We start from the raw sequence: 13992 nt of genomic DNA, 5'->3' as shown, positions 1-13992 counted from the left end.
AACTTCATTCCCCGTGCGTCAAAGTCCATCAATAAAGTTTTTGATGGCATCCCATGTCCATACGACGGTATTTACGCCATCAATCTTTGTTCGATCATCGGAATAGGCCCAAATACCTAGGACTTTCTTTCCCTCCTCCCGCGCGCAAGCAATTTCCCATTTCTGGCCGCTTGATGCTAAGGAGTTTTTGCTAATCAGGGCGATTACGCCGTCAGATCGGCGAATTCGGGTGCGGACTTTGTCTTTCCATTCCGATGCATAGGCTTCTTTTACTGACATATCTATGTATTCGAATGGAGAGTTTGTAAGGAGTGATTGACCCTTCAAAAAGTCTCGCTGCCTTTCGTCTTCAATTGCGAATGCAATAAAAATAGTTTTCTTGTCTGCCATGTGATCCTCTCTTGTCGAAATGTTGTTGGGAGTCAATTGCGTACTTCTAGGAACCTCTCAAAACCTTCGAATTCGCGGGCTGGAGCGCCGTAACTCGTTGGATTTTTAAGAGCACGATGTGCCCGGGATGGGGTTTTGAGAGGTTCCCTTCTGATTCAATGTAACAGAGATCTGGCGGTCTCAAACCTGAAGTGCAACGCCTGGACCTCAGGTAACTTGCACAGATGACTTCGCGATACTCGCACTTAGAGCCCGAAGAATGCCTCACGCTGGCCTCGCTTGTCCCGCAGGGATGGAGCAGGCGGGCTATCACCCAACTGCTCGGGTGCAGCCCCAGCACCGTATGCTGTGAGCTGGCACGCAACAGCACCCCTGGTGGTGGTTATGCCTCGCGGCCGGCCCAGGCTGTCTGCCAGGCCCGCCGCGACGCAGCGCGTCCTCGTCTTTCGACTGCCTCGCCACAGACCGGGCAACCAACTGGTCGGAACTCCCAATCCCCCGCGACCCAGCAGCCACCGACACCGGGTACCGGGACGCCGTGCGAAGCCTGTATGACATCGATACCCGTCTGTCCAACCTGGAGAATGGCTACTGGGGCGTGATGGCGCGGCCGGTGCTGGAGGCGTATTTGCAGTGGACGGTCCGGGTGACCCGCGAGAACACCGATTACGCGCGCAACCGCATAGTGCCCGACTGGCGGGCAGCGCGCGAGGCGGTAGCCGCGGCGGCGGGGTTCGATGTGGCCGAAGTGGCGCTCACGCGCGGCGCGACTGAGGCGCTGCAGCTGCTCATCGGCAACTACTTGCGGCTGTCACCTGACGACACAGCGCTCTATGCGGACCTGGAGTAAGACTCTGCGCGGTACGCCATGGATGCGCTGCTGCGGCGCTGCGTCTGCACCGCCAGATTGGCACGCCGGAAGGCCTCGCGGTTGCGCCACCTGCGCGACCTGGGGGTGGTGCAAGCGCGCAAGCTGCTTGGGGTGCAGGTCCTGAAGCCCGAAGAGCCGGGCGTGAGCGGCGGCATCACCGCCTTGTGGATGCCGGGCATGACCACAGCGGCCTAGGCGAATACCTTCGCGGCCATGTTGCGCGACAGGTACGAAGTGCTGACGGTGGCGCGCGCGGGCCTGGCGCAGGGTCCGTGCGTGCGGGTGGCGCCAGCCCTCTACACCCGCGAATCGGACATGGAGCGGCTGGCGGCAGCGCTGCGGGCCGAAGTCCGGCCCGCGTGACGCCGCCACTTCCCCCGCGGCAACTCAGCAGCCGCGCGTGACCGGCACCTCGGCTCCCCGGCCGTATTCCGAATACTTGCCCAGCTCCCACTTCGCGATGGCGTTGCGGTGCACTTCGTCCGGGCCGTCGGCGAAGCGCAGGGTACGCGCACCCGCATAGGCATAGGCCAGCGGGAAGTCGTCGCACATGCCGCCGCCGCCGTGCACCTGCATGGCCCAGTCGATCACCTGGCAGGCCATGCTCGGCGCCACCACCTTGATCATCGCGATCTCGGTCTTGGCGACCTTGTTGCCGGCCACGTCCATGAGCCACGCGGCCTTGAGCGTGAGCAGGCGGGCCATGTCGATCTTGCAGCGGGCCTCGGCGATGCGCTCCTGCGTCACGGTCTGCTGGGCCACGGTCTTGCCGAAGGCGACGCGCGAGGATGCGCGGCGGCACATCAGTTCCAGCGCGCGCTCGGCCAGGCCGATCAGGCGCATGCAGTGGTGGATGCGGCCGGGGCCCAGGCGGCCCTGGGCGATCTCGAAGCCGCGGCCTTCGCCGAGCAGGATGTTGCTGGCCGGCACGCGCACGTTCTCGAACACCATCTCGACGTGGCCGTGGGGTGCGTCGTCGTAGCCCAGCACGTTGAGCGGGCGCAGGATGCGGATGCCGGGCGTGTCCGCGGGCACCAGGACCATGCTCTGCTGCGAGTGCTTCGGCGCCTCGGGGTCGCTCTTGCCCATGGTGATGAAGACCTTGCAGCGCGGATCGGCCGCGCCGGAGATCCACCACTTGCGGCCGTTGATGACGTACTCATCTCCATCGCGCTCGATGCGGGTCGAGATATTGGTCGCGTCGCTGGAGGCCACGTCGGGCTCGGTCATGGCGAAGGCCGAGCGGATCTCGCCTTCCAGCAGCGGGCGCAGCCAGCGGGCCTTGTTCTCCTCGCTGCCGTAGCGGGCGATGGTTTCCATGTTGCCGGTGTCGGGCGCGGAGCAGTTGAACACCTCGCTGGCCCAGGGCACGCGGCCCATGATCTCGGCGAGCGGTGCGTATTCCTGGTTGGTGAGCCCGGCGCCTTCGTAGCCCGAGGCGGCGGCGGAATCGACGGGCAGGAACAGGTTCCAGAGGCCGGCCGCACGGGCTTTGGGTTTCAGCTTCTCGATGGTGTCGAGCGCTGTCCAGCGCCGGCCGGCGGCCGTGTTGGCGGCCAGTTCCGCGGTGTAGGCGGCTTCGGACGGGTAGATATGCTCGTCCATGAACTTCAGCAGGCGCGCCTGCAGGTCACGGGTCTTGGGGGAGTAGTCGAAATCCATCGCGGTGTCTCCGGTTGAAATCGGGCCGCGCGGGTGCGCGGAAAAGGTGGGCAGCGGAACGGGCCTGCCGGCGCCTACATGCGCTGCGCGAAGCCCCAGGCCATCTCGGCCAGCGGCCGGGCGCCTTCGCCCGAGGCGCGCGCCTGCGCGCTGGACGCGGTGCCGTCCTCCACGCGCTTGGCGATGCCCTGCAGGATGGAGGCGAGGCGGAACAGGTTGTAGGCGAGGTAGAAGTTCCAGTCCGCGCGCAGCGCCTCGGGCGTGCCGAAGCCGGTGCGCTCGCAGTAGCGGCGGATGTATTCGTCTTCGGTGGGGATGCCCAGCGCGGCGTGGTCCAGGCCGCCGATGCCGCGGAACATGCCGGGCGGGATGTGCCAGGCCATGCAGTGGTAGCTGAAATCCGCGAGCGGGTGACCGAGGGTGGAGAGCTCCCAGTCGAGCACGGCGATCACGCGCGGCTCGGTGGGGTGGAACATCAGGTTGTCGAGCCGGAAGTCGCCGTGCACGATGGAGACGCGGCTTTCGTCGCGCGCGCTGGCGGGCATGTGGGCCGGCAGCCACTCCATGAGCCGGTCCATGGCCTCGATGGGCTGCGTGATGGAGGCCACGTACTGTTTGCTCCAGCGGCCGATCTGCCGCTCGAAGTAGTTGCCCGGCTTGCCGTAGCCCGCGAGGCCGCGCTCGGCGAAGGGCACTGTGTGCAGGGCCGCGATCACGCGGTTCATCTCGTCGTAGATGGCCCCGCGCCCGGCAGGGTCCATGTCCGGCAGGGCCTGGTCCCACATCACGCGGCCCTGCAGGAACTCCATGATGTAGAAGGCGCGCCCGATCACGGATTCGTCCTCGCACAGCGCGAACATGCGCGGCACCGGCACGCCGGTGCCGGCCAGCCCGCCCATCACCTGGAACTCGCGCTCCACGGCATGGGCGGAGGGCAGCAGCTTCGCCACCGGGCCGGGCTTGGCGCGCATCACGTAGCTGCGCGCGGGCGTGTTCAGCTTGAAGGTGGGGTTGGACTGCCCGCCCTTGAACATCTCCACCGCCAGCGGGCCCTCGAAGCCTTCCACATGCTCCGCCATCCAGGCCGAGAGGGCATTCGTGTCGAATGCATGCTGCTCGGAAACGGGGCGGGTGCCGGTGAAGTGTTCGTAAGAGGGCATGGGCGGTGGTTCCGTGGCAGGTGGTGCTTGGGCGGCAGGGAGGTTGGCGTCAGTGGTCGGCTTCGGCGATGCGCATCAGGACGTCACGGTCGCGCACGACGAGGCCGCCCGGCTCGATGCGGATGGCGTCCTCGCGCTCCATGGCCTTCAGCTCCTGGTTCACGCGCTGGCGCGATGCACCCAGCAGCTGCGCCAGTTCTTCCTGCGCCAGCTGCAGGCCGATGCGGATCTCGTCGCCCTGCGACAGGCTGGGGATGCCGTAGCTGCGCACGAGGTGCAGCAGCTGCTTGGCCAGCCGCGCGCGCAGCGGCAGGGTGTTGAGGTCTTCCACCAGGCCGTAGAGCTGGCGGATGCGCCGCGCATGCAGGCGCAGCATCGCTTCGTAGAACTCCACATGCGTGGCCAGGATCTTGCGGAAATCCGCCTTGGCCACGCAGAGGATGGTGGTGTCCCCGTGCGCGTAGGCATCGTGCGTGCGCCGGTCCCCGTCGAAGATCGACACGTCGCCGAACCAGATGCCCGGCTCGACATACGTCAGCGTGATCTGCTTGCCGGAGATCGACGTGGAGCTCACGCGCACGGCGCCCTTCGCGCAGGCGATCCACTCCTCGGGCGGATCGCCGCGGGCGGCGATCAGGCCGCCATCCTTGAAGCGTTTGACGTAGGCGCATCGGAGTATGTCGTGCCGCAGCGAAGGGGAAAGGGAGGAAAACCAGCGACCGGTATTGATCGCCTCTCGTTCTTCGATGGTAAGAATGGGGTCGTCCATGGTCTGTCTTTTGCGTGACTGGAAGCGGGAGCATTGTCGCCCGCGGGACCGGGTCGCCCGGCGGCCGCGGGCCCGGGGATGTCGCGCGCGTGTCTGCGCGCGCCCGCGCCGTGCGGCGCGGGCAGCGTCGAGGGCAGGGCCAGGCCGGGCCGCGTTCAGCGATAGCGCGGCGTGCGCTTGTCCAGGAAGGCGGCGATGCCTTCGCCGGCGTTCGGATGCTGCAGGTTGCGCACCAACTGGTCGCGCTCTTTCTCCAGCTGCCGGGCCAGCGTGTGCAGGGGCGCTTCGGAGAGCAGTTCCTTGGTGCCGGCGATGGCGTTGGGCGCGCGGGCATTGAGCGTTTCGGCCAGGGCGAGCGCGCAGGCCAGTGCCTCCTGGGGGCGCGCCAGCCGGTTGACCACGCCCAGCGCATGCAGGCGTTCCGCGCCGATGCGCTCGCCGCACAGCAGCAGTTCGGCGGCAAGCTGGCGCGGCAGCGCCTGCGCGAGGCTCCAGCTTGCGCCGCCGTCCGGCGACAGGCCGATGCCCGCGTAGGCCATCACGAAGACGGCATCGCGCGCGGCCACCACCATGTCGCAGGCCAGCGCCAGCGAGAATCCGGCGCCCGCGGCGGCACCCTCCACCGCGGCGATGACCGGCTTGGGGTAGGTGCGGATGGCCTCGATCCAGTGGTGCAGCCCTTCCACGGCACGGCCCTGTGCCTCGGCGTCCTGTTGCCGGAGCGCCTGGAGGCCTTTCAGGTCGCCGCCTGCGCAGAAGTGTCCTCCGGCACCGGTGATGACGACCGAGCGCACTTCGGCCGTGCGCTCGGCGCCGTTGAGCGCTTCCACGCCGGCCGCATAGATGCCGAAATCGAGCGCGTTGCGCATCTCCGGGTTGTGGATGGTCAGCACGAGGGTCTGGCCGTGGCTGGTGCTCTCGAGTCTTGCGGGCATGGGGGTGGGTTCCGGGCGGCTGGCAGTGGAGGGCGGGGCGGTCGTCAGGCTTCTTCGTGGAGCAGGCTCAGCCCGATCGCGCCGCGGCGGCGCAGCCAGGGGCTGGGACGGTAGCGCGGGTCGCCATACACCGTCTGCAGGTTGAACAGCACTTCCAGCATGTTCGCCGGGCCCCAGCGGTTGCCCATGGCCAGCGGCCCCAGGGGATAGCCCAGGCCCAGCGTGACGGCCGATTCCAGGTCCGCGGGGCTGCAGATGCCCTGCTGGCAGATGTCGCTGGCGATGTTCACGATCGTCGCCACCACGCGCTGCGTCACGAAACCGCCGCTGTCGCGGATCACGCTCACGGCCTTGCCGTCGCGCGCGAAGAGGGCATGCGCGGCATCGCGGATGTCGATGCGCGTGGCGGGGTTGGTGGCCAGCACGCGGCGGTGGGTGGCGGCGTCCTCCACCAGCATGTCGATGCCGATGGTGCGCGCCGGGTCCAGCCGTTCGACCACGGCCACGGTGGTGATGTCGAAGCCCAGCGGCGCCACGAGGGAGATCGCCTGCGGCGACGGGGACGTGCCGGTCTCGATCCGGGCGCCCAGGTCCTTGAGCAGTTGGAACACCTCGGCCCGCCGCGCGGCGCGCGACGACACCCACACGGGCGGGATCTCCGCGACCGTGGGCGCGGGCGGCTCGGCCGGCACCTGCGCCTGCCCGTCCACGTAGCGGTAGAAGCCTTCGCCGGTCTTGCGGCCGAGCAGGCCGGCGGCGAGGCGCTGCGCGGCCAGGGCGCTGGGGCGGTACCGAGGCTCTTCGTAATACTGCCGATAAACGGATTCCATGACCGGCTGCGAGACGTCGAGCGCGGTCAGGTCCATCAGCTCGAACGGACCCAGGCGGAACCCGACCTGGTCGCGCAGGATGCGGTCCACCGTGGCGAAGTCGGCCACGCCCTCGCTGACGATGCGCAGCGCCTCCGTGCCGAAGCCGCGCCCGGCGTGGTTGACGATGAATCCGGGCGTGTCCTGCGCGCGTACCGGGGTGTGGCCCATGGCGCGGGCGAGTCCGGAGAGCCGGTCGCACACCGCCGGGTCGGTCTTCAGGCCGGCGATGACCTCCACCACCTTCATGAGCGGGACGGGGTTGAAGAAATGGAAGCCCGCCAGGCGCTCCGGATGCTTCAGCGCCGCGCCGATGGCCGTCACGGACAGCGAGGAAGTGTTGGTGGCAAGCACCGCCGCCTGCGGGACGATGCGTTCGAGTTCGCTAAAAAGCGCCTGTTTGGCGTCCAGGCGCTCCACGATCGCTTCTATGATGAGGTGGCACCCGGCGAGGTCCTGCAGTTCGGCGGCCGGAGCCAGCCGGCCGGCCAGCGCCGCGGCCTCGTCGCCGGAGATGCGGCCCTTGGCGGCGAGGCGTTCCCACTGCTGCTGGATGTTGCGTTGCGCGGCGTCGGCCGCGCCCGGCCGGTTGTCGAGCAGCAGCACCTGGCTGCCGGCCTGCGCCGCCACCTGGGCGATGCCCTGGCCCATGGCGCCCGTGCCTATGATGCCTACGATAGGGAAGGGGTTGGTCATGGAGCGCGATTATGGCGGTGAGGGAGGAGGCGGCTTTATGTGCAAGAATGAACCGAATAAGAATGCAACTATTGTGAAGATAAGTAACGCGATACTCGGAGCAAGTCTTTCCGCCCTGGCCACGGGGGCGTCGGCGTTGTCGCTGGGCGCCAGCCATGGCACGGTGGTGCTGGGTGCGCCGGTAGACCTCGTGTTCGACGTGCAACCCGATCCGGGCAGCGATGTCGAGTCTTCCTGCGTGCGGGTGCGCCTCATGTCCGGGGACACGGTCGTGCCGGACTCCAAGGTGCAGGTCACCCCGGTTCCTGCCACCGGCGGCCGGAACCCTGCCGTGCGTGTGCGTGCATTCATCACGGCGGACGAGCCGGTCGTCACCGCCGCGGTCTCCGCCGGCTGCAGCGGCGGAGTGACCCGCCGCTACACCTTCCTCGCGCAGTTGCCCGAAGCGGTGGCCGCGGCGTCACCGTCCGGCCCGGTGGACATTGGCCGGCTGGCCGGAGCGGGTGCTTCCGCCACGGGATCGGCGGCCGGTGCTGCCGCTGCCCAGGGCATGGGCGGGCGGGGTCCCCGGGCAACCGCCTCCGGCGCCGCGCCGTCCTCGGCCCCGCGCGCCAGCCGCCAGGCTGCTGCGCCTTCCGCCGCACCCCGGCCGCCCAGCCGCGCGCTGAAACCGGCACCCGCGGCCGCCGCATCGCCCGCGGCCGAGCGTGCCCGGCTGGTGATGGAGCCCCTGGATGTCTGGCTGGACGGCCCGCTGCCGCTGCGCCAGTCGGCCGAACTGGCCCCTGCCGCGGAGACCACCTCCCCCGAGCAGCGCGCGCAGGCCGCGGCGCTGTGGAAGGCTCTCAACACCCCGGTGGAAGATGTACAGCGCGCGGCCGGCCAGGTCGCGCAGCTCGAAGGGGCCGTGGCGACCGAGCGAGCGCGCGCCGCATCCGAGCGCGCCGCGGCGGCCGACCTGCGGCAACGCCTGGACAGCGCCGAGTCCGAGCGCTTCCCGGCCGTCCTGGTCTATGTGCTGGCGGGCCTGCTGTTGCTGCTGGCCTTGCTGGCCGCCTGGCTGTGGGGCCGCGCCCGCAGGGCAGCGGCCTCCGCCTGGACCGAGGCGGTCGCGGCCAGCAGCCAGCCCCGGGAGCCCGGCGGCGAGCCGCTGGTGCCGGACGGCTCTGCGCTGGCGACCCGGCCGCAGGCGGATGCGCCCGCAGCCCGTCCGAAGCGGCTGCCCGTGATGCCCAGCCGGGCTTCGGCGTCCGCGGCCAGGGTGCCGCCGGTACCGGCCGAGCCCCCGGCCCCCGTGCCGGCAGCCGCCCCGGCCACGCGCGACAGTTTCCACCTTCCCGCGTTCGCGGACTCTCTTTCCAGCGCAGTGCTGGTCGAGGGGCCGGTGATGACGCGCAATGCGCCGCTGGTTCCCGAGCCCGAGCCCGCACCGGCCGTGCCCGCGCCTGCCCCCGTCGTGGCGCCGGCACCGTTGGCGCCGCCCGTGCCCGCCGCGATGCCCCGCATGGCAGGGCCGCAGCCCGAAGACCTGTTCGACATCCAGCAGCAGGCGGAATTCTTCGTTTCGGTGGGCGAGCACGACCAGGCCATCGCCGTGCTCCGGCAGCACATCGCCGCCCACGGGGACACCTCGGCGTTCGCCTACCTGGAACTGCTTCGGCTCTACCACACGCTCGGCCGCGTGGAAGGCTTCCACCAGCTGCGCGAGCAGTTTTGCGCGCAGTTCAACGTCTCGGTTCCCGAGTTCGGCAATTTCCACCGCAGCGGCAAGACCCTGCAGGGCTTTCCCGACGCCCTGGCGGCGATCGAGGCCGAATGGTCCTCGCCGGCCGTGCTCGGGGTGATCGAGGGGTTCCTGTTCCGCCAGGCCGACGCGCCCAAGGCCACGCAGTTCGACCTGGCGGCCTTCGACGATCTGCTGCTGCTGCTGGCCATCGCCCAGACCACGCCCGCCAGTGCCCGCGGCCCGGCGCCTCCGCGCCTGCGCACCACGCCCAACGAGATCCCCGCCGAAGAAGTGCAGGCTGCCGCTGCGCCGGTCCGTGCCGCCAGCGCCGAGCCCGAGGAGGAACTGCGTTCGTTCGACACGCTCTCGGCCGGCCTGACCTGGGAGTCGCTGCCCGCGCCGCTGCCGCGGGCCCCGTCCACCGCGCCGTCTCCCCTGCACGAGGACCCGGACGCGATGCTGGACATCGACCTGTCCGATCCGCCCCACCTCACGCTCAGCGACCTGCCGCCGGTGCCCGTGACGCCGCCGCCCGCGCCCGGCCAGTCGGTGGGCTTCGGGATGGACGAAAAGATGGAGTTGCGCCTGGAACTGGACGAGTTCGAGCGCAAGAACCGCACGCCCAAGGGCTGATGCGGTGCCGGTGGGGCCGGCCTACTGCCCCATGCGCTGCATGAGGTCGTGCGCCGCGGCCTCCGGATCGGGGGCGTTCACCAGCGCGCGCACCACGGCGACCGATCCGACGCCGGTCGCGAGCACCTCTGCGAACTGCTCCGCGCCGATCCCGCCGATGGCCACCTGCGGGTAGCCGCGCATGAGCCGTGCATAGCCCGCGAGGCGGGCCAGCCCCTGGGGCACGGTCGCCATCTTCTTGAGTGTGGTGGGGAAGACCGCGCCCATGGCCACGTAGCTGGGCGCCGCCGCGTCGGCGCGCACCATCTCGGCGTACCCGTGCGTGCTCACCCCGAGCCGCAATCCGGAGGCGCGCAGCGTCTCCAGCGATCCGGGGGGCAGGGCATCGAGGTCTTCCTGTCCCAGGTGGACGCCATAGGCACCGGCATCGATGGCGGCCTGCCAGTGGTCGTTGATGAAGAGCAGGGCGGAGGTGCCCCGCACCGCCTCCACTGCGGCCCGCACTTCGCGTTCAACGGCCGCGCCGTCTTCCGACTTGAAGCGCAGCTGCACCGTCGGCACGCCGGCCCGGGCCATGCGGCCCACCCAGCGGGCATCGGGCAGCACGGCGTACAGGCCGAGCCTGTCCGGGCAGGGGGCGAAGGGGCGTGTATGGGGGCGGGGCTGCAGGCCGAAGTCCACGGGCTCGTCGGGCCAATGCGCTGCGTCGAAATGGCCCGTGCGGTCCGTCCGGGCCTGCCAGGCGCGCGCGAGGCAGTCGGCGTCCACGGCGATGAAGCCGAGCTGGCTGCAGGCGCGCAGGGCGGCGCCATAGGCAGCTCCGGCGCACGCGGGGGCAGGCGCGGGCTGGGCAGGGAAGCCGGCGAAGGCCGCCGCGTGGGCCTGCACGATGGCATCGGCCATCGCCTCGATGGTGGAATCTTCAGCCATGGTCGTGGTGCCAGAAAGGGGTGCCGAGCACGGGGGTGCTCGGCTGGGCCGCGTCCTGCGCGGACATGGCGCCGGCCTGCCGGGCGGTGCGTCCGGCCTGCACCGCGTCGGCGAAGGCGCCGGCCATGGCCACCGGGTCCTGCGCCAGGGCCACGGCGGTGTTGAGCAGCACGCCGTCGTAGCCCCACTCCATCACCTGGCAGGCATGGGACGGCAGGCCCAGGCCCGCATCCACGAGCAGGGGCACGTCCAGCCGCTCGCGCAGCGTGCGCAGCGCGTACGGGTTGACGGGGCCGCGGCCGGTGCCGATGGGCGCGGCCCAGGGCATGACGGCCTGGCAGCCCACATCCACCAGGCGCTGGCAGAGCACGAGGTCTTCGGTGCAGTAGGGCAGCACGTGGAAGCCGTCGCGCACCAACTGCGAGGCGGCCTCCACGAGGTTCAGCGTGTCGGGCTGCAGCGTGTAGTCGTCGCCGATCAGCTCCAGCTTGATCCAGGGCGTGCCGAAGACCTCGCGGGCCATCTGGGCGGTGGTGACGGCCTCCTGAATGCTGTGGCAGCCGGCGGTGTTCGGCAGCACCGGCACGTCGAGCCGGCGCAGCAGCTCCCAGAAGCCGCTGCCGGCCTCTGCGGGATTGCTGCCCTGGCGCCGCAGCGAGGCGGTCACCATGGCCGGGCGGGCACGCCGCACGGCGGCCTCCAGCACGCTGGGCGAGGGATAGCGGGCGGTTCCCAGCAGGAGCCGGCTGGCGAAGCGCTGGCCGTAGAGGACCAGGGCGTCATCGGATGCGGTGTCGGGCATGGCGGATGTCGAAGGGGGAGAAGGCGGGAGCCAGCGTGGCCGGCGAAGGCGGTCGGGCGGTCGGGTGCGGTGGCCGAGGGTCAGCCGCCCGTCACGGGCGCGATGATCTCCACCCGGTCGCCGGGGTGCAGCGCGTGCCCGGCATGGCGGGCCTGGGGAACGAACACGGTGTTCACGGCCACCGCGAAGGGCGGGCGGGCGGCGACCGCCGCGATGGCATGGGCCACGGTGGCGCCCTCGGGCAGTTCGGTGGCTTTCTGGTTGATGACGACGTTCATGGCAGTGCGGCGGCGGGCTCGAGGTCCAGCGCCAGGTCGAAGCGGGAGGCGAGGGGGGATTGTCCTTCGTTCAGGCATTCCATCACCACGTCCAGGATGGCCGGGGAAATCATGAAGCCGTGCCGGTACAGGCCATTCACCTGCAGCACGCGCGGCGCGGCGCGCCGCACCGCGGGCAGGTTGTCGGGCAGGGTGGGGCGGCACTGGGTGGCGATCTCGAGGATGCGCGCCTCGGCGAAGCCGGGGTGCACGGCATAGGCCGCGCTCAGCAGTTCCAGGGTGGAGCGCACGCTCGCGGGCGAGAGGTCGTCCGATTCGATCTCGGTGGCGCCGATCACGAAGATGTGGTCCTCTTTGGGGGCGATATAGATGGGGTAGCGCGGATGCACCAGCCGGGTGGGCCGGCGCAGCGCCACGCCGGGGGCGTGCAGCCGGACCACCTCGCCGCGCACTCCGCGCAGTTCGGACCACTGCGCCCGGGCGCCCAGGCCCCGGCAGTCCAGCACCCAGTCGGGCTGGCCGGGCGCGCCCGGCGTGAAATCTTCCGGCGCGCGGGGGGTGTGCCAGTGCACCCGGACGCCGCGGGCGCGCATGGCGTGCTCCAGGGCCGCAAGCAGTTGCCGGTTGTCGAGCTGGCCCTCGCCGGGCAGGTACAGGCCCTGGTGGAAGCGCTGCCCCTGGAGGGCGGGCTCCGCCTCCTGCAATTCCCTGCCGTCCAGCACCTGCAGGGCCGGCAGCTCGGGCACGGTGCGGGCCGTGCGCTCCAGCACGCCGCGCAGCCGGGCGGCCTCGGCGGCATCCTGGCGGTGCCAGAGGATGAGGGTGCCCTCCTGCTGGAAGAACACGGGCCACTCGAGGCTGGCCAGCAGCTGGGGCCAGCGCGACAGGGCATGGTGCCCCATGCGGACCACGCCGGCTTCGGTGATGGCGGATTCCGCCAGCGGCGCGAGCATGGCGGCGGCGATGCGGGCGGCGGCACCCTGGGCGTCGGGGCCCTGGGCCTCGTACACCTCCACGGCGTGCCCCTGACGCGCCAGCTCGGCGGCCAGCAGCCGGCCCATCAGGCCGGCGCCCAGGATGGCGATGGAGGAATGCGGGGACAGCAGGGCGGTCATGGGCGGGCGGTGGATGCGGTTCTCGTCGGTCGGGCGCTTGCGCGCCAAGGCGCGGCACGGAGAACAGGCGGCGGTCCACCGTCGAAACTCCCCACGCCAGCATGACCTGGATCGGGTGCCGAGGGTCTCTCTCAGCCGCGCCCGGCGGGCGCGGCACCCCTGTTTCGTCCGTTGCCTGAATTACAGCACAGCGTTGCGGAAAGCGTATTTGATATCGCGCATGCGCCATAATTTTTGCCATGAATTCCAAGCCTCTCGAACCACGGCCGGCGGCGTCCGCCGTGGAAGGATCCCGCTACGTGCGCGTCCTGTCCATTGCAGGGTCTGACAGCGGGGGCGGGGCGGGCATCCAGGCCGACCTGAAGACCTTCGCCGCCCTGGGCTGCTACGGCATGACCGCCATCACGGCCATCACCGCGCAGAACACGCAGGGCGTGCGCTCCATCCATGGCGTGCCCGCCGCCATCCTGCGGGACCAGATCGACGCGGTGGTGGAAGACATCGGCGTGGATGCCGTCAAGATCGGCATGCTGCATGCCCCCGAGGTGGCCGAGGTGGTGGCCGATGCGATCCGCCGGCACGCGCTGCCCCATGTGGTGCTCGATCCCGTCATGGTGGCCACCAGCGGCGACCGCCTCATCGCGCCGGACACCGTGCGCGTGCTGGTGGAGGCGCTGTTTCCGCTGGCCACGGTGGTGACGCCGAACCTCGATGAGGCCGGCATGCTGCTGGGCCGCGCGATCCAGGACGAAGGCGCCATGGACGCCGCGGCGCAGGAGCTGCTGGGCCTCGGCGCCCCGGCCGTCCTGCTCAAGGGGGGCCACCTGCCGGGCGACGCGCTGGTGGATGTGCTGGCCGTGCGGGGCCTGGCCCAGCACCTGCGCCTGCGGTCCGCACGCATCCCGACGCGCAATGGCCATGGCACGGGCTGCACGCTGTCGTCCGCGATCGCAGCCCACCTGGCCCTGGGCCGCGGCCTGCGCGAAGCGGTGGCTGCCGCGCATGCCTACGTGCAGGCGGCGATCACGGCCGGGGCGCCGGTGCGCACGGGCCGCGGCGCCGGGCCGCTCGACCATGGGCACGCCCCCGTGGCGCAGCGCATCCACCGCGACCCGGCCGCGACCGGGGGGGCCCTGTGAGCGGCCGCCTGCGGCGC

Annotated in this window: 15 protein-coding genes, 1 pseudogene and 1 riboswitch; of the genes and pseudogenes, 6 read left to right on the top strand and 10 right to left on the bottom strand. The window is 70.4% G+C overall.

Annotated features, from left to right (window positions below):
• Positions 1 to 18: 18 nt before the first annotated feature.
• A complete protein-coding gene (locus T336_RS25815; protein WP_084151338.1) occupies positions 19 to 390 on the bottom strand; it encodes a TIR domain-containing protein in 372 nt (123 codons plus the stop codon).
• A gap of 224 nt (positions 391 to 614) precedes the next feature.
• Here T336_RS25815 and T336_RS27630 point away from each other — a divergent pair.
• The 4 genes and pseudogenes from T336_RS27630 to T336_RS26435 all read left to right on the top strand — a co-directional run.
• Positions 615 to 830: pseudogene (locus T336_RS27630) on the top strand (helix-turn-helix domain-containing protein); the annotation flags it as partial.
• A 98-nt stretch (positions 831 to 928) separates the two neighbouring features.
• Positions 929 to 1240, top strand: a complete 312-nt coding sequence (locus T336_RS0101015) for an aminotransferase class V-fold PLP-dependent enzyme (protein WP_026431177.1) — start codon at positions 929 to 931, stop codon at positions 1238 to 1240.
• Between the two features lie 18 nt (positions 1241 to 1258).
• Complete coding sequence (locus tag T336_RS0101010; RefSeq protein WP_026431176.1) at positions 1259 to 1456, top strand: hypothetical protein; 198 nt, start codon at positions 1259 to 1261, stop codon at positions 1454 to 1456.
• 18 nt (positions 1457 to 1474) lie between these two features.
• Complete coding sequence (locus T336_RS26435) at positions 1475 to 1624, top strand: hypothetical protein (RefSeq protein WP_156957770.1); 150 nt, start codon at positions 1475 to 1477, stop codon at positions 1622 to 1624.
• A 24-nt stretch (positions 1625 to 1648) separates the two neighbouring features.
• Here the strand turns inward: T336_RS26435 and T336_RS0101000 are convergent, their stop codons facing one another.
• From T336_RS0101000 to T336_RS0100980, 5 genes are all read right to left on the bottom strand, one after another.
• On the bottom strand, positions 1649 to 2923 hold the full coding sequence (locus tag T336_RS0101000) for an acyl-CoA dehydrogenase family protein (protein WP_026431175.1): 1275 nt from the start codon (positions 2921 to 2923) through the stop codon (positions 1649 to 1651).
• Between the two features lie 74 nt (positions 2924 to 2997).
• Positions 2998 to 4083: a phosphotransferase gene (locus tag T336_RS0100995; RefSeq protein WP_026431174.1), complete on the bottom strand. Its 1086-nt coding sequence runs from the start codon at positions 4081 to 4083 to the stop codon at positions 2998 to 3000.
• A 49-nt stretch (positions 4084 to 4132) separates the two neighbouring features.
• The gene (locus tag T336_RS0100990) at positions 4133 to 4852 is read right to left on the bottom strand and encodes a Crp/Fnr family transcriptional regulator (protein ID WP_013594630.1); all 720 of its coding nucleotides are present in this window, start codon (positions 4850 to 4852) and stop codon (positions 4133 to 4135) included.
• A gap of 155 nt (positions 4853 to 5007) precedes the next feature.
• Positions 5008 to 5787, bottom strand: a complete 780-nt coding sequence (locus tag T336_RS0100985) for an oxepin-CoA hydrolase, alternative type (RefSeq protein ID WP_026431173.1) — start codon at positions 5785 to 5787, stop codon at positions 5008 to 5010.
• 44 nt (positions 5788 to 5831) lie between these two features.
• A complete protein-coding gene (locus tag T336_RS0100980; RefSeq protein WP_026431172.1) occupies positions 5832 to 7352 on the bottom strand; it encodes a 3-hydroxyacyl-CoA dehydrogenase in 1521 nt (506 codons plus the stop codon).
• Between the two features lie 73 nt (positions 7353 to 7425).
• Between T336_RS0100980 and T336_RS0100975 the strand changes: the two genes are divergently transcribed.
• Positions 7426 to 9711, top strand: coding sequence for a hypothetical protein (locus tag T336_RS0100975; protein WP_244883845.1), 2286 nt, complete (start codon positions 7426 to 7428; stop codon positions 9709 to 9711).
• Positions 9712 to 9732: 21 nt separating this feature from the next.
• Here T336_RS0100975 and T336_RS0100970 read toward each other — a convergent pair whose 3' ends face one another.
• From T336_RS0100970 to T336_RS0100955, 4 genes are all read right to left on the bottom strand, one after another.
• Positions 9733 to 10641, bottom strand: coding sequence for a thiamine phosphate synthase (locus T336_RS0100970; protein WP_026431170.1), 909 nt, complete (start codon positions 10639 to 10641; stop codon positions 9733 to 9735).
• Positions 10634 to 11443, bottom strand: coding sequence for a thiazole synthase (locus T336_RS0100965; protein ID WP_011796146.1), 810 nt, complete (start codon positions 11441 to 11443; stop codon positions 10634 to 10636). Before T336_RS0100965 ends, T336_RS0100970 begins: the two co-directional genes overlap by 8 nt.
• An 80-nt stretch (positions 11444 to 11523) precedes the next feature.
• Positions 11524 to 11721, bottom strand: coding sequence for a sulfur carrier protein ThiS (gene thiS / locus T336_RS0100960; protein ID WP_026431169.1), 198 nt, complete (start codon positions 11719 to 11721; stop codon positions 11524 to 11526).
• Positions 11718 to 12836, bottom strand: a complete 1119-nt coding sequence (locus T336_RS0100955) for an FAD-dependent oxidoreductase (protein ID WP_026431168.1) — start codon at positions 12834 to 12836, stop codon at positions 11718 to 11720. Before T336_RS0100955 ends, thiS begins: the two co-directional genes overlap by 4 nt.
• Before the next feature lie 71 nt (positions 12837 to 12907).
• Positions 12908 to 13007: riboswitch (TPP riboswitch) on the bottom strand.
• Between the two features lie 68 nt (positions 13008 to 13075).
• On the opposite strand from T336_RS0100955, the gene thiD reads away from it, so the two are divergent.
• A complete protein-coding gene (gene thiD / locus T336_RS0100950) occupies positions 13076 to 13975 on the top strand; it encodes a bifunctional hydroxymethylpyrimidine kinase/phosphomethylpyrimidine kinase (RefSeq protein WP_019701282.1) in 900 nt (299 codons plus the stop codon).
• Positions 13976 to 13992: the final 17 nt, after the last annotated feature.

It is taken from the genome of Paracidovorax oryzae ATCC 19882 (genome assembly GCF_000687165.1).
Taxonomy (GTDB): domain Bacteria; phylum Pseudomonadota; class Gammaproteobacteria; order Burkholderiales; family Burkholderiaceae_C; genus Paracidovorax; species Paracidovorax oryzae.
Note: the sequence above shows the minus strand (reverse complement) of the source record. Positions and strands in the feature narration are given on the sequence as shown.